The 18747-nt window shown below is 49.4% G+C and carries 15 protein-coding genes; 7 read left to right on the top strand and 8 right to left on the bottom strand.

The window, feature by feature from the left end; genetic code table 11:
- Positions 1-51: 51 nt before the first annotated feature.
- A complete protein-coding gene (locus tag BQ5591_RS17925; RefSeq protein WP_071150379.1) occupies positions 52-2265 on the bottom strand; it encodes a S9 family peptidase in 2214 nt (737 codons plus the stop codon).
- 193 nt (positions 2266-2458) lie between these two features.
- Positions 2459-3400 (bottom strand): PD-(D/E)XK nuclease family transposase, encoded by a 942-nt coding sequence (locus BQ5591_RS17920; RefSeq protein ID WP_071150378.1) that lies wholly within the window; start codon positions 3398-3400, stop codon positions 2459-2461.
- Positions 3401-3547: 147 nt separating this feature from the next.
- Between BQ5591_RS17920 and BQ5591_RS17915 the strand changes: the two genes are divergently transcribed.
- The 3 genes from BQ5591_RS17915 to nagB all read left to right on the top strand — a co-directional run bounded on the left by BQ5591_RS17915 (position 3548) and on the right by nagB (position 6711).
- Positions 3548-4486, top strand: coding sequence for a tRNA modification radical SAM protein MnmL/YtqA (locus BQ5591_RS17915; protein WP_071150813.1), 939 nt, complete (start codon positions 3548-3550; stop codon positions 4484-4486).
- A 59-nt stretch (positions 4487-4545) separates the two neighbouring features.
- Positions 4546-5745 (top strand): FprA family A-type flavoprotein, encoded by a 1200-nt coding sequence (locus tag BQ5591_RS17910; RefSeq protein WP_022164217.1) that lies wholly within the window; start codon positions 4546-4548, stop codon positions 5743-5745.
- Between the two features lie 153 nt (positions 5746-5898).
- Positions 5899-6711: a glucosamine-6-phosphate deaminase gene (gene nagB / locus BQ5591_RS17905; RefSeq protein ID WP_022164216.1), complete on the top strand. Its 813-nt coding sequence runs from the start codon at positions 5899-5901 to the stop codon at positions 6709-6711.
- A gap of 116 nt (positions 6712-6827) precedes the next feature.
- Here the strand turns inward: nagB and BQ5591_RS17900 are convergent, their stop codons facing one another.
- The 3 genes from BQ5591_RS17900 to BQ5591_RS17890 all read right to left on the bottom strand — a co-directional run bounded on the left by BQ5591_RS17900 (position 6828) and on the right by BQ5591_RS17890 (position 10297).
- On the bottom strand, positions 6828-7442 hold the full coding sequence (locus BQ5591_RS17900; RefSeq protein ID WP_022164215.1) for an L-threonylcarbamoyladenylate synthase: 615 nt from the start codon (positions 7440-7442) through the stop codon (positions 6828-6830).
- Between the two features lie 218 nt (positions 7443-7660).
- Positions 7661-9421 (bottom strand): ATP-dependent DNA helicase, encoded by a 1761-nt coding sequence (locus BQ5591_RS17895; RefSeq protein ID WP_071150377.1) that lies wholly within the window; start codon positions 9419-9421, stop codon positions 7661-7663.
- Between the two features lie 75 nt (positions 9422-9496).
- Entirely contained in the window at positions 9497-10297 is an 801-nt protein-coding gene (locus BQ5591_RS17890; protein WP_071150376.1) for a Cof-type HAD-IIB family hydrolase, read from the bottom strand.
- 103 nt (positions 10298-10400) lie between these two features.
- Here BQ5591_RS17890 and BQ5591_RS17885 point away from each other — a divergent pair, with 103 nt between their 5' ends.
- The 3 genes from BQ5591_RS17885 to BQ5591_RS17875 all read left to right on the top strand — a co-directional run bounded on the left by BQ5591_RS17885 (position 10401) and on the right by BQ5591_RS17875 (position 13272).
- Entirely contained in the window at positions 10401-11294 is an 894-nt protein-coding gene (locus tag BQ5591_RS17885) for a prenyltransferase (RefSeq protein ID WP_022164211.1), read from the top strand.
- Positions 11291-11905, top strand: coding sequence for a CPBP family intramembrane glutamic endopeptidase (locus BQ5591_RS17880; RefSeq protein WP_022164210.1), 615 nt, complete (start codon positions 11291-11293; stop codon positions 11903-11905). The genes BQ5591_RS17885 and BQ5591_RS17880 overlap by 4 nt, the downstream gene beginning before the upstream one ends.
- A gap of 200 nt (positions 11906-12105) precedes the next feature.
- Positions 12106-13272, top strand: coding sequence for a MalY/PatB family protein (locus BQ5591_RS17875; RefSeq protein WP_071150375.1), 1167 nt, complete (start codon positions 12106-12108; stop codon positions 13270-13272).
- Between the two features lie 128 nt (positions 13273-13400).
- Here BQ5591_RS17875 and BQ5591_RS17870 read toward each other — a convergent pair whose 3' ends face one another.
- Positions 13401-13589, bottom strand: a complete 189-nt coding sequence (locus BQ5591_RS17870; protein WP_071150374.1) for a hypothetical protein — start codon at positions 13587-13589, stop codon at positions 13401-13403.
- A gap of 96 nt (positions 13590-13685) precedes the next feature.
- Here BQ5591_RS17870 and BQ5591_RS17865 point away from each other — a divergent pair, with 96 nt between their 5' ends.
- Complete coding sequence (locus tag BQ5591_RS17865; RefSeq protein WP_071150373.1) at positions 13686-15815, top strand: cation:proton antiporter; 2130 nt, start codon at positions 13686-13688, stop codon at positions 15813-15815.
- Positions 15816-16295: 480 nt separating this feature from the next.
- Here the strand turns inward: BQ5591_RS17865 and BQ5591_RS17860 are convergent, their stop codons facing one another.
- Positions 16296-17480 (bottom strand): carboxypeptidase-like regulatory domain-containing protein, encoded by a 1185-nt coding sequence (locus BQ5591_RS17860; protein ID WP_071150372.1) that lies wholly within the window; start codon positions 17478-17480, stop codon positions 16296-16298.
- 295 nt (positions 17481-17775) lie between these two features.
- The gene (locus BQ5591_RS17855) at positions 17776-18507 is read right to left on the bottom strand and encodes a YjbH domain-containing protein (RefSeq protein ID WP_071150812.1); all 732 of its coding nucleotides are present in this window, start codon (positions 18505-18507) and stop codon (positions 17776-17778) included.
- Positions 18508-18747: the final 240 nt, after the last annotated feature.

Genomic DNA, 18747 nt, shown 5'->3' with positions numbered 1-18747 from the left:
ATGATTAAGATTGATGATAGATAATGGAGAATGATTCATTCTCCATTAATCTTAAAGGTTATTTTTGAAGAAATTAGTCAGTTTGGTGTACAGGTGCAGACGTGTATTACCGCCGAAAATACTGTGGTTCCGGTTGGTGTAGATTTGCATGTCAAACTGCTTGCCCAGCTGAACCAGCTGTTCGGCATATTCAGCACAGTTCTGGTAGTGTACGTTGTCATCGGCCATACCATGTACCAGCAACAGGTTTCCGCTCAGTTTGTCGGCACGTGTAATGGCCGAAGAGGCTTTGTAACCTTCTCCGTTTTCTTTGGGAGTACGCATGAAACGTTCGCCGTAGATGGTATCATAATAGTTCCAGTCGGTGACGGCTGCTACTGCTACACCCGCTTTGAACACCGGTCTGCCTTCGCTCATGCTCATCAGTGTCATGTAGCCTCCGAAGCTCCATCCCCAGATGCCGATACGATTCTTGTCTACATACGGCAGCGTACCCAGATAGAGGGCTGTTTCCACTTGGTCGCGAGCTTCCTTTACACCTAAGTTCAGGTAAGTACATTTGGCAAATTCAGCACCGCGTCCACCTGTGCCACGTCCGTCTACACAAACTACGATGTATCCTTGCGAAGCCATATAATTCTCCCAACTGATGTTGAAGGCATCCTTCACCTCTTGCGATCCAGGGCCGCTGTATTGGTATTGAATGACAGGATACTTTGTGGAAGCTGAGAAATTGGCGGGTTTCAGCATCCAGCCATTCAGTTTCACTCCTTCCGAAGTCTGGAAAGTGAAGAACTCCTTTTGTGGCATCTGGCAGGCTGCCAGTTTCTTCTTCAGCGAAGCATTGTCTACCAGGGTGGTCAGTACTTTTCCTGTATTGTCGTTCAAAGTGATTACGGTAGGAGTATTGGCATTCGAATAGCGGTTCATGAAGTATTTCATGTCCGTACTGAATTGTGCACTATTGGTTCCTTCTTTAGTAGACAGCTTGATTTTCTTGCCCTTACGGTCTATTTTGTAGACTGCTGTACGCATCGGACTTTCTTCATTGCTTGTGAAATAGAAGGCTCCCTCTTCGGGTGCATAACCTAAGAATTCTTTTACTTCATATTGTCCGTCGGTCACCTGTTTTACCAGATTACCTCCCATACTGTACCAATAGAGGTGGTTGAAACCGCTGCGTTCGCTGACAAAGCTGAAGTGTTCGGGGTAGAAAACAATATTGTCGAATACGCTTTCGTTGATATAGGTATCACTTTCGTCACGCAAAGCCAGTTTACAGACCGTACTGCGCGGATCGCCGAAGTACAGGTCAAGACGGTTCTGGTGACGGTTCAGTGTCATGATGGCCAGTTTGTTCGGGTCTTGTGTGAAGCGGATGCGGGGAATGTATCCATCTTCGTCCAATGGAACCTGCATCTTACGGGTTACTTTCGTCTTGATGTCGAAAGTGTGTACGCTTACTTTCGAGTTAGCTTCGCCTGTCTTGGGATATTTGTAGGTGTATTCACCCGGATATTTTTCGAAAGCACTGATGTGCGGAGCCTGTCCGGCAAAGAGGGGGAAAGAGTAGGAGGGTACCTGGCTTTCATCGAAGCGGATAAAAGCCAACATTTTGCTGTCGGCACTGAATTCCAATGCACAGTTGAAGGCAAACTCCTCTTCATAAACCCAGTCGGGGATACCGTTCAGTATTTCGTTGCGTTTGCCGTCCTTTGTCACCTGGCTTTCGCTGTTGCCGAAGTAACGTTTCACGAGGAAGATGTTGTTGTCGCGTACAAAGGCTACCATACTTCCGTCCGGCGAGAATACGGGTACCTGTTGCGGTCCTCCGTCCGAAAGGCGTTCTACAACGTTGTTGATTTTACCGTCGATGTTACGTTTCAGACTGTACAGATAGTGTACGGCTGTGTACGAACGGCGATATATGGGAGTCGTTTCTGTAGCAATGAGCAGCATACTTCCGTCTGGCGAGAAGCTGTAACTGTCGAATGTCTTGAACGGACACTCACGTGCAGTTGTTGCGTCAAACAGTACTTCTACCTGTTTGCCGGTTTTAAAGGAGTATTTGATGATTTGTGTCCGATCAGCATTCATCTGCGAATAGTGTTCGCCATCACCCGGGATGGGGATAACGCCATAAATATTTTCGGCGCGATATTGTCCGGACACGATATCTTTTAGTTCGATATTTGTTTGGCCGTTTTGGGCAAAGCCTGTCAGTGTGAGCAGGCAGAGGAGAAATACGATACTTATTTGTCTCATGATAGTTTTTCCTTTAGGGTTGACAAGGGCAAAGGTACACATTCTTGGCCGAAAAGCAAGCCGCAAAGCTCCTTTTTGGCAAAGATGCTCTTTTGAAGTGTTATCTCCTGTTGAATATTTATGGGATGGAATACGTAAATTCTATCAATGATGATATTGGCTTCCTTTATTTGAGTCTGTATCAGATTTGTAACTACAAACCTTCTACTTCCTGGGGAGATAAACCTGTGGCTTGACAAATAGCTTCTGTGTTTAATCCTAGTTTTTTCAGGTTACGTGCTATTTCCAGTTGTTTTATTCTTTCACCTTCAACCCTTCCTTCAGCTCGTCCTTCAGCCCTTCCTTCAGCCCTTCCTTCAGCCCTTCCTTCAGCTCTTCCCTCAGCTCTTCCCTCAGCTCTTCCCTCTTCTCTTTCTGTAAAAATATTATCTCGTAAAATGACAATGTTGTCCAGATGGCGATAATAAGCATCCAGTTCTGTTTTGGTCATACGATCCAGTTTCAATCTTTCTTTGACTTCTTCCAATCCGGGTGCAGAGGCACCTTCAGGCACATCTCCTGTATTCAGATAGTAAATCCATTCTTCTAATGGCGTTTTGGCTACACGGTTGAAGTCATTAACTTTTAAAATATAGTATTCTGGATACAGCTGACTGACTTCGTTCACTTTGAAAGTCTGTTTCTGAAACGGACTTAGTTCCAGTAATTCACCATTATGTATCCCTCTGAATTCAGTTTTTCCGTGATATACTATATCTGTTCCGTGGCCTAATGTGAAATATACAATGTTTACACTGTATACTTTGCGCACTTTGTCATATCCGTCTCCTCGGTTGATATATTCTGTTACGAGTTTGGAGGTGCCGAATAACATACGTTGGAAGTAAGCATATTCATTGTTGTTTTGTACTTCTATCAGTATAATTTCTCCTTTAGAGTTTTCGGCGAGGATGTCAACTCTGTTATATTTATCGTATTCGTCAGCCTGATTACTTTCGCTTTCTAGCAGCTTTTGTATGGTGATGCGTTCTCCCAAAAGAGTGGTGAGTAAACCTTCGAGTACGCCGAAGTTCACTTTATTGCGTAACAGGCGTTTCATAGCCCAGTCAAAACGGATATACTTGCTTTGTGCCATACGATACGTTTTTTAGTTTTTTGCAAATATACTGATTCCCTCTGATAAATACAATCATTTTATAGTAAGCTTGCATGCGATGAATAACAACACCGCATGCTGAAGGTTGCCTGTTTGCAGGGTATTTCTTACATTTGTCCGCAGATAATGAATAATACAGAGAATATGCCAGTCCTTTATAATGATTTTCCCACGTTTCTGAAGCGTTATTTTCCCTATAAGGTACAGAAAATTTCGCTGAATGCCGGCTTCACTTGTCCCAACCGTGACGGAACGGTTGGCTATGGCGGTTGCACTTACTGCAACAACCAGACGTTCAATCCTGAGTATTGCCGGACAGAGAAAAGTGTTACCCGGCAATTGGAAGAAGGGAAGGTGTTTTTTGCGCATAAATATCCCGAAATGAAATACCTGGCTTATTTTCAGGCATATACCAACACGTATGGCGAACTGGACTCACTGAAGTGTAAGTACGAGGAAGCCTTGTCGGTGGATGATGTAGTAGGGCTGGTGATCGGTACCCGTCCCGACTGCATGCCCGATTCTCTGTTGCATTATCTGGAAGAATTGAACCGTCAGGTGTTCCTGATTGTTGAATATGGCATCGAGTCGACGTCCGATGTCACTTTGCGTCGCATCAACCGCGGACATACGTTCGAGGTGACTTGCAATACGGTGGAGCGTACGGCTGCCTGTGGCATCCTGACCGGAGGGCACGTCATTCTCGGTTTGCCAGGCGAGACGCATGCCGACATTGTAGCCCAGGCGGCAGCCGTGTCATCTTTGCCTCTCACTACACTGAAGATGCATCAGTTGCAGTTGATACGCGGTACCCGTATGGCAGCTGAATACGAACACACACCCGAAGACTTTCATCTGTTTGATGTAGACGAGTATGTGGAGCTGGTTGTCGATTATGTAGAACATTTGCGTCCCGACCTGGTACTGGAGCGTTTTGTTTCACAGTCGCCCAAGGAACTGCTGGTAGCCCCCGATTGGGGGCTGAAGAACTACGAGTTCAACCACCGCCTGCAAAAAAGAATGCGTCAGCTGGGGGCTTATCAGGGAAAGAAATATGATATATGAGAAAATTTTTGTATTTTTGTGGCATTTTGAAGGTAGAATTCATCTAATTATATAATGTTATGAATCAGAAAACATTGATTAAAGGAAAAGTTCATTACGTAGGAGTGAACGACCGCAACAAACATCTTTTCGAAGGTATGTGGCCGCTGCCTTACGGCGTTTCTTATAACTCTTATCTGATAGACGATGATATCGTGGCACTGGTCGATACGGTAGATGCCTGTTTCTTCGAGACTTATCTGCGCAAGATCCGTTGTATCATAGGCGACCGTCCTATTCAATACCTCATCATCAATCACATGGAGCCTGACCATTCCGGTTCGATCCGCCTGATCAAGCAACATTATCCCGACATTGTGATTGTGGGCAACAAGCAGACGTTCGGCATGATTGAAGGCTATTACGGCGTGACGGGCGACCGTTACGAGGTGAAAGATGAGTCATACCTCGACCTGGGACATCACAAATTGCGTTTCTATCTGACACCAATGGTGCACTGGCCCGAAACGATGATGACGTTCGACGAGACTGACGGTATTCTGTTTGCCGGCGATGCTTTCGGCTGTTTCGGAACGCTGGATGGCGGTTTCCTGGACACACGCATCAATCTGGACCGCTATTGGGACGAGATGGTACGCTATTATTCCAACATTGTGGGTAAGTACGGCAATCCTGTGCAGAAAGCACTGGCCAAGCTTGGTCATCTGCCCATCACCACTATCTGTTCCACTCACGGACCGGTATGGACAGAAAACATTGCCCGTGTGGTAGGCGTTTACGACCGTCTCAGCCGTTACGAAGCTGAAGAAGGTGTTGTCATCGCTTATGGTAGCATGTACGGAAATACAGAACAGATGGCCGAAGCCATTGCAGCCGAACTGTCCGCACAGGGCATCAAGAACATTGTGATGCACAACGTCAGCAAGAGCAATCCTTCGTACATCCTGATGGATATATTCAAATACCGTGGTCTCATTGTCGGCAGTCCTACGTACAGCAACCAGATATATCCCGAAGTCGATTCGTTGCTTTCCAAAATATTGCTGCGTGAGGTGAAAGGCCGTTATTTCGGCTATTTCGGTTCGTTTACCTGGGCCGGTGCTGCCGTAAAACGTATGGCCGAATTTGCCGAGAAGAGCAAGCTGGAGATAGTAGGTGACCCTGTTGAGATGAAGCAGGCCATGAAAGACATTACTTACGAACAGTGCGAGAACCTGGCGCGTGCCATGGCCGATCGCCTGAAGAAGGACAGAAAATAATCGGTAATGGTTAATGATCAATGGTAAACGATCAATGAGAGTGGCCCTTTAATTTAGTGCACCTCTTTATCCACCATCATTCATTAACCATTAGTCATTAATCATTAACCATTAATTTTTGATATCATTACTAACCTTATAAATTAATCAGACATGAGACTAATCATTCAGCCGGATTATCAATCCGTATCGAAGTGGGCTGCTCACTATGTAGCCGCTAAAATCAAAGCTGCCAATCCCACACCGGAAAAACCTTTTGTTTTGGGTTGTCCTACAGGTTCGTCACCGCTGGGCATGTACCGGGAACTGATTGACTTGAACAAGAAAGGACTGGTTTCTTTCCAGAATGTTGTTACGTTCAACATGGACGAGTATGTAGGCCTGCCGAAAGAGCATCCCGAAAGCTATTACTCTTTTATGTGGAACAATTTCTTCAGCCACATTGACATTAAACCTGAAAATACCAATATACTGAATGGCAATGCTGCCGACCTCGACGCCGAGTGTGCCCGTTACGAAGAGAAGATTAAGTCGTACGGAGGAATCGACCTCTTTATGGGCGGTATTGGTCCCGACGGACACATTGCTTTCAACGAGCCGGGTTCGTCATTGTCATCGCGTACACGCCAGAAGACACTGACTACCGACACCATCATTGCTAACTCCCGTTTCTTCGACAATGATGTGAACAAAGTGCCCAAGACGGCTCTTACTGTAGGTGTCGGCACCGTGCTCAGTGCCCGCGAAGTAATGATTATCGTCAACGGTCACAACAAGGCCCGTGCCCTGTATCATGCCGTTGAAGGTCCTGTCATGCAGATGTGGACCATCAGTGCGCTGCAAATGCACGAAAAGGGTATCATTATCTGCGACGATGCCGCTACCGACGAACTGAAAGTTGGTACATACCGTTACTTCAAGGATATCGAAGCCGATCATCTCGATCCCGAGTCACTGCTGAAGTAAAATATTTAATGAAGAATGAGGAATGAAGAATGAAGAATTTCCTGCGGGATAAAATTCTTCATTCGGAGGCGAAGCCGACATTCTTCATTCTTCATTAAAGTCGGTTCTTCATTTTTTTATCCCTCTTCCAGCCATCCCGCTCCCTGGCGGACAATCTCGGCTTCTCCCTGCGTACAATCTACTACGGTCGAACCTTCGGTTCCTCCGATACCACCGTCAATCACCAGATCGACGATATCTCCCCATTTTTCATCGATCAGTTCTGGATCGGTAGCATATTCTATGTCTTCATCCTCGTCATACGGCAGGGTAGCAGTCATGATGGGTGCATCAAGCAGACGGGCTATTTCCTGAATGATAGGATTGTTAGGCATACGGATACCCACTTCTTTCCGGTTACGGAAGATCTTGGGCAGACGTGTCGTCCCGTTCAGGATGAAAGTGAACGGCCCCGGCAGATTACGTTTCATCAGTTTGAAAGTCGCATTATCCACCTTGGCATATTCACTGATGCTGCTCAGGTCGTAACAGATGATGGAGAGGTTGTTCTTTTTCGGATCAATGTCCTTCAGGCGGCAGATGCGTTCGATGGCACGTTCTTTCAGTCCGTGACAGCCGATGGCATACATGGTGTCGGTCGGATAGATCAGGAGTCCCCCGTCGTTCAGCAGGTCGACAACGCGTTGCAGATCGGCAGGATTGTTGTTCTTGTTATAAAGCTTCAGAAGCATAAACAGATGTTTTTTAAGTCTTTGGGCAAAGATAGTGAAAGGTGAGCGCAATACAAAAACAAGCTTGCTTATTTTGGGGATTGCCGAACCGTATCCTATCTTATCCAAAGATAGTGAAAGTCGAATGCAAAAAAATAAGCTTGCTTAATTTTTTTTGCTGAGCCACCTCCTATCTTATCAAAAGGTGATGAAAGATGAGTGCCGAGACAACCTATCGGTTAATTCTCCTTTTCTCCTTTATTGTTTCTCATCTCCTTATCCAGCTTCTTTATTTTCTTCCAGGCTTCCTTGAACTTGGGGCAGAGGGTAACCGCCTTTTCATAGTTACGCATGGCAGCTTCCTGCATACCATGTTTCAGGCATTCGTCCCCCATGGTGATGTATTCCCGGGCATATTTCACCAAGGCCTTTTCTTTCTCCAGGGCAGCAGCCTTCAGTGCACGGTTTTCCTCACGCAGCGTGTTGATGATGTTCAGCTTGCGGCGGATGAGGCGTTGCGAAACCGGACGCTCGATGTCATAACGCGAATGGATAGCCTTGAAGAATTCGTTCAGAAAGGTTTCAAAGTCTCCTTTGTCGAAAGCCTTGGCCGCAGCAGCATATTGCACATCGGCCTGTGCCTGCTTCAGGGCGCGGTCAATGGCCTGGCGGTTGTTGAAACGTTCGGCAAACTGTACGATTTCGGGACGTACAAAGATGTCGGCACGGCTGATAGGCTTCTTCAGTTGGATACCTTCGAGCGAAGTGCATCGGCTCAGTGCCACATACGTCTGTCCGCCGGCAAACACCCCACCGGTAAAGTCGATGACTACACGGCTGAACGTCAGTCCCTGGCTTTTGTGTACCGTAATGGCCCATGCCAGTCTGACGGGAAACTGGCGGAAAGTGCCCAGCTCCTCTTCTTCTATCTCTTTCTTCTCCTCGTTGTAGTGATAGCGGATGTTGCGCCACACCTCCTGCTTGACGTCGCATTCCGTACCGTTGTCCGTTACGACGTACAGCGTACCTTCCAGCGGATCAAAGCCGCTCACCACACCGATTGTTCCGTTCACCCAGCGGCGGTCGTAGTCGTTTTTGATGAAGATGACCTGTGCTCCGGGCTTCAGTACCAGTTCCTTCGGAGTAGGTAGACTGCTTTCAGGAAATTCGCCTGTTATCTCTCCATAGAAGGTCATAGGTTCACCGGGCAGTTCGGCCAGCTTACGGTCGTTGATGTAGTCCACGTTGTCGCGGCGTGTGGCCAGGGTAATGTACATGTCGGCTTCCGACTGGACAATCGGCGTACCGTATCGGGTGTTCAGCAGTTGCAGGTCAGCAGCTCCGGCCGTATTGCTTCGTATGTGGTCCAGTACCCCGATAAACTTCGGGTCATTCTGCCTGTATACCTTTTGCAGTTCGATGGACACCAGTTCTATCTGGCCGAATACCCGTGCAGAAAAGAAATAAGGAGTAGGGTAGAAACGGTTCAGTATTTCCCGCTCATCCCCCTTGACGACTGGCTCCAGCTGAAAGACGTCGCCCACCAGCAACACCTGTTTACCGCCGAAGGGTTCGCGCAAGTTGTGACTGTAAACCCGCAGTATCCGGTCCACCGCATCAATGATGTCAGCCCTCACCATCGAAATCTCATCAATAATGACCAGTTCCAGCTCCTGAAGCAGTTTGCGATGAGGCTTGGTATACTTGAAAAATTCGTGAATACGGCCTTTCTGCAGACTCAGGTTCGGATCATCGGGCAACAGCGGATGAAAAGGCAGCTTGAAGAAGCTGTGCAGCGTGCTGCCTCCGGCATTGATGGCTGCTATCCCTGTAGGAGCCAACACCACATGTTTCTTGCGTACATTGTCGCAGATGTAGCGCAGGAAGGTCGATTTGCCCGTACCGGCCTTCCCCGTCAGGAAAAGCGACTGGCGGGTATACTTCACGAGGTTCAGTGCATCCTGAAACTCACGGTTGCTGGTGTCGGGAACGAAGGTCAATGCGGGATAAACGGATAATTAAAAATTAACAATTAAAAATTAATAATGAATAACGTTGAATGAGGGTAAAATTCATCATTTACCATTTTTCATTACCCATTGTTCAATCGCTTTGGCTATTCCGTCGTTGTCCACCGTATCGGTCACGTAGTCGGCAGCAGCTTTCACGTGGTCGGCAGCATTGCCCATGGCTATACCGATGCCGGCATGGCGCAGCATGGAGATGTCATTACCACCGTCGCCGAAAGCAATGGTATCTTCCAGCCGGATGCCGAAGTGGCGGATAATCTCATCAATACCTTTCTGCTTCGTATTTCCCTTTGCCGTCACATCCACAAAGGCCGGATGCCAGCGTCCCATTTCGCAGTTAGGCGTATACGGGCTGACTTCCCGTTCCTGGCTTTCCACCAGAAAAGGAGTCAACTGGTAAATCTCTTTTCCCTCTACAGCATCAGGCAGTTGGCGTGTCGGGATGGGCACTGTCACTTTCAGATGCTCGTAGAACACTTCCTGCACCCGTTCGTCGGGTTGGCAGGCACAGATGTCGTTCTCACCCACCACGATGCAGGGAATGTCCCGCTTTGCGCAGTAGTCCGTCAGTGTGCGAACGTCTGTTACAGGTATGGGACTCTTGTAGATCACTTCGTCGCCCACAAAACAGTAAGCGCCGTTCATGGTGATGTATCCGTCTATCAGTCCTCGTTCCTGCAAGGCACCTAAGTTACTGATGATGATGCGTGGCCGTCCGGTAGCAATAAAGATGCGGTGACCTTCAGCCTTGGCGGCTGCCAGTGCCTCTACGGCCGATACAGGTATTTCATGAGTTTGGAAGCTGACCAGCGTTCCGTCAATATCGAAAAACAGGGCTTTCGTCATACATTCATTCTTTTATCGGGGTGCAAAAATATAAAAAAAAGGTGAGTGGAGAGGCAAATATATTTCGTACATTTGCCACAATCTAACCAAAAAATATTCTTTTATGAACAAACATTCCTTGAAAGACTGGCTGGTGGCTGTGCGCCCCTGGTCGTTTCCTGCCTCGGCCATGCCTGTGGCGGTGACGTTGGCCTACCTCTATTGGGCGGGCTATGAGGTGAACTGGATCAATGGTGTATGGGCGTTGCTCAACATCATCGTATTTCATGCCGCAGGCAATACGTGGAGCGATTATTTCGACTACAAGCATCGGGTCGACCGGGAAGATACCCACGGTGTACGTACCCTGACCGGAGGTCTTTTCCGTCCGCAGGAGATCTACCGCCTTTCCCTTTCGCTGCTGGCAGTGGCTCTGATTGCCGGCATCGGTCTGCTTCTCCGTACAGGACTTCCTTTGCTTTATATCGGCATCGGTGGTGCGGCCTGCACCTTGCTCTATCCCACACTGAAGTACCGCGCTCTGGGCGATGTCGTCATCTTCATAGCCTATGCCCTGCTGCCCATGCTGGGTACGGCTTACGTAGCCACCGGCGTGACAGACTGGAATACCATGTGGGCAGGTGTTCCCGTAGGACTCATTACGGTAGCCATCCTGCACGCCAATAACACGCGTGACATCGAGACCGACGTACGTGCCGATATCTCCACCCTTGCCATGACTCTGGGTGGCCGTGCCTCCATGTACCTTTACTGTGCCGAAGTGCTTTTCCCCTTCGGCTGGATAGCCGGTTGTGCTGCTGGTGGCCTGTTCCCCTGGTGGACCATGCTGGTATGGATTGCCCTGGTTCCCGCTTTGGGCAATGTCCGTATGATGTCCCGTTATCCCGTTCTGGGCATGGAAGGCATTTCCCGCCTCGACGAACTGACTGCCAAGCTCCAGCTCATGTTCAGTCTGCTTTTCACCCTGTCGTTTGTTTTAGCCCGTCTGTTCTCGTGAAAAAACTGATATTTACCCTCATACTGGCAGCCGTGCTGTGGACGGTGATGTTCTCCCCCCTCACGGCTCCTTACGTCAATTTCTGGTGGATGATGACCGCTTCTGCCCTCACACTCTCCGTTCTCTCCACATGCTTCAATCCCGGTTGGTGGCATGGAGTCAGGTGGAGCGCAAGCGAAGTATTGCTGGGCATCCTCATAGCCGTTGTCCTGTGGTGCGTGTTCTGGACAGGCGATAAAGTCTCCTCCTGGCTTTTCGACTTTGCCCGTCCGCAGGTCAACCTGATCTATGGCATGAAGGAAGGCGAGTCTCCCTGGCTGCTATCTGCCCTCATGCTTTTCCTGATAGGTCCCGCCGAAGAAATCTTCTGGCGTGCCTATGTGCAGCGTACGCTTTCCAGCCGTTGGAATCCTAATACCGGTTTCCTGGTCGCCACGGCGTTCTATGCACTGGTCCATGCCGGTTCGTGCAACTTCATGCTGCTGATGGCAGCTCTGGTAGCCGGCATTGTGTGGGGCGGCCTTTACCGCCTGTTCCCCCAGCGTTTGGGAGCCATCATTGTCTCCCATGCCGTGTGGGATGTGGCCGTGTTTATCTGGTTCCCAATTTGATAGAGTTGAGGGTTCAGTGTGGAGGGTTTAGGGAATAGACACGGATAACGCAGATTTATATGTTTAGTTGTTGATAATCAGTGGAATCTGTGTTCCAAACAAGGCATTCCCGGCCTTGTATACTTGTTGACTGAAGCCTTGTCAACTAATACGTTAATAAACTTGCGAAACTTAAAACGAATGATCAAACCTATAAATATATGACTTACAATTTCGATGAATTGATAGACCGCCGTCACACCGGTTCAGTGAAGTGGGACGGCATGAAGAATGCATTTGGACGTGACGATCTGACCGCCATGTGGGTGGCCGACATGGATTTCCGTACGCCTCCTTTTGTAATGGATGCCTTGCGTCAACGTCTCGAACACGAGGTACTGGGCTATGCCATGCCCTGTGAAGGTTGGGACACCACCATCTGCCACTGGCTACAGAAACGCCATCAGTGGGAAGTACGCCCCGACTGGCTGACCTTTGTTCCCGGCATTGTGCGCGGACAGGCTTTTGCCTTGCTCTGCTTCACCAACCCCGGCGACCGTGTCCTGGTGATGACCCCTGTCTACCACCCCTTCTTCCTCGTGACCGAACGCCTCAAGCGTGAAGCAGTCCGTTCTCCTCTCGACCTGCGCGACGGACACTACCACATCGACTTCGACCGCCTTCGTCACGACCTGCAAGGCTGCAAAGCCCTCGTCCTGTGCAATCCTCACAACCCCGGCGGACGTGTCTGGACCGTAGACGAATTGCGTCGCATAGCCGAACTTTGTCAGGAAAGCGGTACCCTTGTCATTTCCGACGAGATCCATGCCGATCTTACCCTGCCGCCTTACAAGCATCATCCCTTTGCTACGGTCAGTCCGGCAGCCGCTTCCAATTCCGTCACCTTCATGGCACCCAGCAAGACGTTCAACATGCCGGGCGTTCAAAGTTCCTTTGCCATTGTGCCCGACGACACCCTGCGCGCCCGTTTCCAGCAGTTCATGGAAGCCGGAGAATTCTGCGAAGGCCATCTTTTTGCCTATATCGGCTGTAAGGCAGCCTTCGAGCATGGCGAGGAGTGGCTCAACCAGTTGCTAGCCTACATTCAGGGCAACATCGACTTTACCGAATCCTATCTGCGCCAGCACATCCCTGCCATCGGCATGATACGTCCGCAAGCCTCCTTCCTCGTCTTCCTCGACTGCCGTCAGTTGGGCCTGGAGCAAGAAGCACTGGAACGCCTCTTTGCCGACAAGGCACGCCTGGCACTCAACACCGGCACCACCTTTGGCGAACCCGGCCGTGGCTTCATGCGTCTCAACGTAGGCTGTCCCCGTGCAGCATTGAAGCAGGCACTCGATCAGTTGGCGGAGGCGGTGAATTGTTAATGGTTAATGGTTAATGATTAATGGTTAATGGTTAATGATTAATGGATAATGGAGAATGGATAATTGAGAATGGAGAGTTGAAAAGTTTAAGGTTGAGCGTTGAACGTTTAGTGTTTAGTGTTTAGGGTTTAGGGTAGTCTATGTATTGGCTCTAACTTCTCTAACTTCTCTAACTTCTCTAACTCCTGTAACTTCTCTAACTTCTCCAACTTCTCTAACTCCTTTAACTTCTCTAACTTCTTTAACTCATTTAGCTTCTCTAACTTCTTTAACTTCTCTAACTTCTCTAACTCCTGTAACTTCTCTAACTTCTCCAACTTCTCTAACTCCTTTAACTTCTCTAACTTCTTTAACTCATTTAGCTTCTCTAACTTCTTTAACTTCTCTAACTTCTATTCAAAAACACACACATTATGGAAGAATTCTCATTTCTCATGCCCCTGCTGCTTGCCATCGGCGGTCTTCTGGTCGGTGCCTTGCTGAAGTCGTTGCTGCGCCATTCGCGTGTTCCCTACACGGTAGCCCTGTTTGCAGTCGGTCTGTTAGTCGGTCTGGCCGACCGTAACGGTCTGTTCCACGCCATTCCCCGCCTGGAAGAAGCCCTGGTCGGTGTAGCCAACATCAACCCCGACTTTATCCTCTACATCTTTCTGCCCGTACTCATTTTCGATGCAGCCTACGAACTCAATCTTCACATCTTCAAGAAGACCCTTGCCAATGCAGCCCTGCTGGCCGTTCCCGGACTGATCATCTGCATGGTGCTTACCGCCCTGCTGCTGGTAGGCATCCGTTACGTAGTGCCCGGTTACGAGCAGTGGACGTGGGCCTTTGCCCTCATGTTCGGAGCCCTGATCAGTGCCACCGACCCCGTAGCCGTGGTAGCCCTGCTTCACGAGCTGAAGACCAGCAAACGCTTTTCCACCCTGGTCGATGCCGAATCCCTGCTCAACGACGGCACCGGTATCGTCTGCTTCATGCTCTTCTTCGGAGTCTACACCGCAGCCGGACAAAGCGAGCTGTCTCCCGTCATGCAGTTCATACAGGTTGTGGCAGGCGGTGTCCTGCTGGGCTATATGGCCGCCCGTCTGGTCATCTGGTTCATCACCCGTGTCAATTCCGAAGAACTGGTGCAGAACAGTGTCATCATTCTGGCCGCCTACCTGGTGTTCATCCTTTCGCAGTACTACCTGGGCCTCTCGGGTGTCATCGCCCTGGTAGCCTTCGGACTCACCGTGACCTACATCGGCAAGCCCCGCCTGAAACCCCGTGTCAACGAGTTTATGGAAACCTTCTGGGAACTGCTCACCTATATGGCCAACACGCTGGTGTTCATCATCGTAGGTGTAGTCATCGCCGTCAAGGTCGATTTCTCATGGTCCCATTTCGCCATCCTGCTCCTCCTTTACGTTGCGCTCAACCTGTTCCGCTTCGTCATGATCATGTTGCTTTACCCGCTGATGAAGCGTCTGGGCTATGGCCTTAACCGTCGCGAGTCCTTCATCCTTACCTGGGGCGGTCTGCGCGGAGCACTTGGCCTTACCCTTGCCCTCATGGTGTCCTACACTCCCGCCATCCCCGAGTCCATCCGCAGTCAGGTACTGTTCTTCACAGCCGGCATCGTTACGCTGACCCTCTGCGTCAACGCCACCACCACCCGCTGGTTGCTCGGCAAACTTGGCCTGACACACGTTCCTTCCGCCCGCATCCTGATGGAACGCCTGGTGCAGGAACGCATCCGCGAGAGCTCCGAGAAGTATTTCGACCGTCTGCAGGGACGCGAACCCCTGGCCGGTGCCAACTGGAAGAAAGTCGCCCGCTACATCGCTCCCCAGCCCGATACAACCCGTCTCGAAAAAGCCCGTACCCAGGACGTATTGGCCGAACTCCGCCTGCGCTTGCTCGACCGCGAAAAAGCATTCAGCCGCGAAATCTACGAAGAAGGCATCATCTCGCAAACCGCATTCCGGCGCCTGATGAACTCACTCGACGAACTCTACGACCACGACGGTTCCTATCCGCTCGACGTGCGCCACTCCATCTTCAATTTCTGTAGCCGTACGCGGGCACTCTACCGGGTGCAGAAGTTACCCTACTTCAGCCGTTGGGCAGGCTTCTATTTCCGCGAACGCATCATGGTCATCTACGACCTTGGCCGTGGCTTCATCATCCTGCAGCGCGAAGACCTGAAACTGCTCGACGAACTCGTCTCCTCCGGAGTCGTCCAGTCCGGACAGGCTGCTCTTCTGCAAACCCTCCGCCGCGAGATCGAGCACAACATCGAGAGCATGAACCGCGTCATCAGCCGTCTGTCCGCCGACTTCCCCAAGGCCTACAACCATGCCCTTACGCAGAAAGCCATCCGCATGATGCTCAGCAACGAACGCCGGGTCATCCGTCAGATGCAGACCGACGGTGTTCTGTCCGACAAGGATGCCGCCCAGTACTATGCCCGTGTCGACGAACGTAGCGACGAGGTCAACTCCTTTACCCACACCATACCTGCGTCCATCCTCCGCTGGCTCTTCCACCGGCAGAAGTCCTGACAGGGTAGGGTAGTACCGATACAAAAAGTGCCCGAAACAGGCCGAAGACATGTGTCAGAACACATCTTCCGTCCGTTTCGGGCACTACTTTATAGGGGGGCTTAGGGGGGAGGGAGGTTTAGGGTTTAGGGTTGAGAGTTTAGGGTTGAGGGTTTAGGGTTTAATGTTTAGGGGGTAATGAAAAATGGTTGGGGTGGTGGGGGAGAGATATTTTAGACGCGGATGGCACGGATTTTTATATTTTTAATCTGCGACAATCCGAAGCACATGTTGCTCTCTTCAGCCTTCGCCATCTGCTCTCTCAATCCTCAACTCTCACCCCTCATCCCTCAACCATAAACCCTCAACTCTCAACCCTCATCTTTCAACCATAAACCCTCAACTCTCATCCCTCATCTCTCAACCATAAACCCTCAACTCTCACCCCTCATCTCTCAACCATAAACCCTCATTTTTCACCCCCTCATCCTTCACTCCTCATTAATTCGTACCACCGTTATGCTGACGGTTGTAAGTGTTGGCTGTTACGCTAACCTTACCATAGCTCTTACCCGATACAGTAGTCGAACCGGCAGCAATCGAAGTCGTTTCTACAGCCTGCTTACCGCTCAGTGTCAGAGCAGTACCTATCGGCAGAGTTACGTTGATCTCATACGAACCGTTCACAGTCTTTACAGTCGAACCCGCCATCTGCTGTGCCAGGATTTCTGCCAGATAAGCACCCAGCAAGTTGCTGTGCTGTCCGATTTCCGATCCCATCTTGTACGTATAAGTAGCTGTACCTACGCTCATTTCGCTTGCACCATACAGGTTGTCATACTCAGCCTGTACAAAGCTGATTGCTTCAGTCGATGCGTTCTGGTTCAGTGTAGCGTTGATAAACAGCGAGTAAGTCGTGAATGCATCTACCGTGAACACCACCTTTTCACCTTCTTCCGTAACTTCAGCCTCTACCCAGCTTCCGTTTACTTCCTTCATCGGCTTGATCTGAGCTATAACGTCGTCAGTCAGGTCGAAAGTCAGTTTGATAGGAGCCTTCAGCACTGCATTCGGATTGCTGCAACTGATGTTGATACCCATCACCATGAAGTCCTTGGTAGTAGCAGCCTTTGTAGCCACATAGTCCGTGCTGTATACCGGTGTTACGATGATTTCCTCACCCTCCTCTACAGCAGCAGCCGGAATAACGGTTACAGTTGTCACCTGAGCCTCTTCGTTATTCTCCAGAGTTTCCGTTACTATTTCCACGCTGGTCTCTTCCGTCTGGCTTACGCTGACAGTTGTAGCCTCGTTAGACAGTCTGGTGTTCCATGCAGCAGTTTCGCCTTTGTTCACAGTCACACTGCCAGTCACGCTTTGCTTACCACTAGCCGTAGCTGTCATGGTGTACGTACCGTTTTCAGCCAGTCCTTCCAGCGTATACTCACCGTCTGCATTGGTTGTTGCGCTCAGTGTAGTGTTACCCAGTTTGGCAGTCACTTCAGCACCAGCAATCGGTTTGCCTCCTATGGTGGTAACCATACCACTTATGTTAGCCTTAGCCAGTTCTACCGTTGGCGGAGTCACGTTGCTGTAATCCGGATCATCGTCACTGCATGAGGTCATACCGAACGTCAGTGCCATTCCCAGGAGTGTCAGCACTCCAAAATTCATAAACTTTTTCATGTTGTTTGGTTTTAAAAAATTAGTAAATAAACAGTTAATTGTATTTATATATTGAGATGTATGTTTCTAAGTTTTGCAAGTTGATTAATGGAGAATGGAGAATGGAGAATGGATAATGATTAATGGTTAATGATTAATGATTAATGGTTTTTCAGGCACGGATTACACGGAAAAACATGGATTTTTAATCTGCGATAATCTGCGTAATCTGTGTTGAATAAAGGTTTAGCGTTGCTAGTAGCCTATGTATTAAAATTCTTCATTCTTCATTCATCATTCTTCATTCTTCATTTTCTCACATCAACTGTATCTTGAAGCACATCCCTCCCGAGAAATACTTCCCATTCAGCAGCGATGCCTGCAGGAACAGATACTTCCACAGCTTGCAGTCCACCGCCATATTCACCTCGTTACCCGTATATTCAGCTATGGCACGCCAATTCCTGGCAAATGCCGGCCGGTACGTGATGCCTCCCGCCACTCCTTTCCATTTCCGGTTGGGAGTCGTGTCGCGGAAGTAGCGGTAAGCCAGGTGCACCCCCAGCTCATGCCCGTGCTTCACGAAGTGCTTGCTGGCCGTCACGTAGTAGTTCTGGAAGTACGTCAGGTTCCCTTCATACGATTCGATGGTTCTTCCCGGGTCCTGCGTACCGATGGCCACTGCCGGCCACCATTTTCCCTCCTTCAGCGGTCGCACCTTTACCGAGAAGTAACGGTCCTTCATGTTATAACCCACTTCCCCCGCATTGCTGATACCCTTCATCAGCGTACAGGTGTACGACAGCTCAATCCACGGAAACGGCGTGATGGCCAGAAAATAATCAGCCGTATGATACTTCGCTCCCTCGCATTTCAGGTTGTCCGGCGTAAACTCCCTGTTCAGGAAGAACACGCCTATCCGTGCCTCTCCCTCCGGAGCCATTTCCGCCGTCGGCACATGCACCATGCCCGTAATGCCGCTATATTCCTGTGCCCCCGCCGTCTTTCCCAGCATCAGCAGACACAGCCCTATCACTATTCTATAGATATCTATTTTTTTCACAATCGTTATTTTAAGGAGTTAAGGAGTTAAGAAGTTAAGGAGTTAAGAAGTTAAAGAAGTTAGAGCCAATACATTGACTACTCTAAACCCTAAACCCTCAACTCCAAACTTTTAATTTTTCACTTTTAATTTTTAATTTAAGCCTCCCTCAACCTTAATTCACCACAGAGGACACAGAGTTTCACAGAGGAAAAATAAAACCTGTGTTATCCGTGTCATCCGTGC

The sequence above is a fragment of the Bacteroides ndongoniae genome (genome assembly GCF_900108345.1).
GTDB classification, from domain to species: domain Bacteria; phylum Bacteroidota; class Bacteroidia; order Bacteroidales; family Bacteroidaceae; genus Bacteroides; species Bacteroides ndongoniae.
This window is presented reverse-complemented; position numbering and strand designations above follow the sequence as displayed.

Excerpts from the sequence above, each read along its gene's own strand:
- BQ5591_RS17925 (WP_071150379.1), bottom strand. The coding sequence starts at position 2,265 with ATGAGACAAATAAGTATCGTATTTCTCCTCTGCCTGCTCACACTGACA.
- BQ5591_RS17920 (WP_071150378.1), bottom strand. The coding sequence starts at position 3,400 with ATGGCACAAAGCAAGTATATCCGTTTTGACTGGGCTATGAAACGCCTG.
- BQ5591_RS17915 (WP_071150813.1), top strand. The coding sequence starts at position 3,548 with ATGAATAATACAGAGAATATGCCAGTCCTTTATAATGATTTTCCCACG.
- BQ5591_RS17910 (WP_022164217.1), top strand. The coding sequence starts at position 4,546 with ATGAATCAGAAAACATTGATTAAAGGAAAAGTTCATTACGTAGGAGTG.
- nagB (WP_022164216.1), top strand. The coding sequence starts at position 5,899 with ATGAGACTAATCATTCAGCCGGATTATCAATCCGTATCGAAGTGGGCT.
- BQ5591_RS17900 (WP_022164215.1), bottom strand. The coding sequence starts at position 7,442 with ATGCTTCTGAAGCTTTATAACAAGAACAACAATCCTGCCGATCTGCAA.
- BQ5591_RS17890 (WP_071150376.1), bottom strand. The coding sequence starts at position 10,297 with ATGACGAAAGCCCTGTTTTTCGATATTGACGGAACGCTGGTCAGCTTC.
- BQ5591_RS17885 (WP_022164211.1), top strand. The coding sequence starts at position 10,401 with ATGAACAAACATTCCTTGAAAGACTGGCTGGTGGCTGTGCGCCCCTGG.
- BQ5591_RS17875 (WP_071150375.1), top strand. The coding sequence starts at position 12,106 with ATGACTTACAATTTCGATGAATTGATAGACCGCCGTCACACCGGTTCA.
- BQ5591_RS17865 (WP_071150373.1), top strand. The coding sequence starts at position 13,686 with ATGGAAGAATTCTCATTTCTCATGCCCCTGCTGCTTGCCATCGGCGGT.
- BQ5591_RS17860 (WP_071150372.1), bottom strand. The coding sequence starts at position 17,480 with ATGAAAAAGTTTATGAATTTTGGAGTGCTGACACTCCTGGGAATGGCA.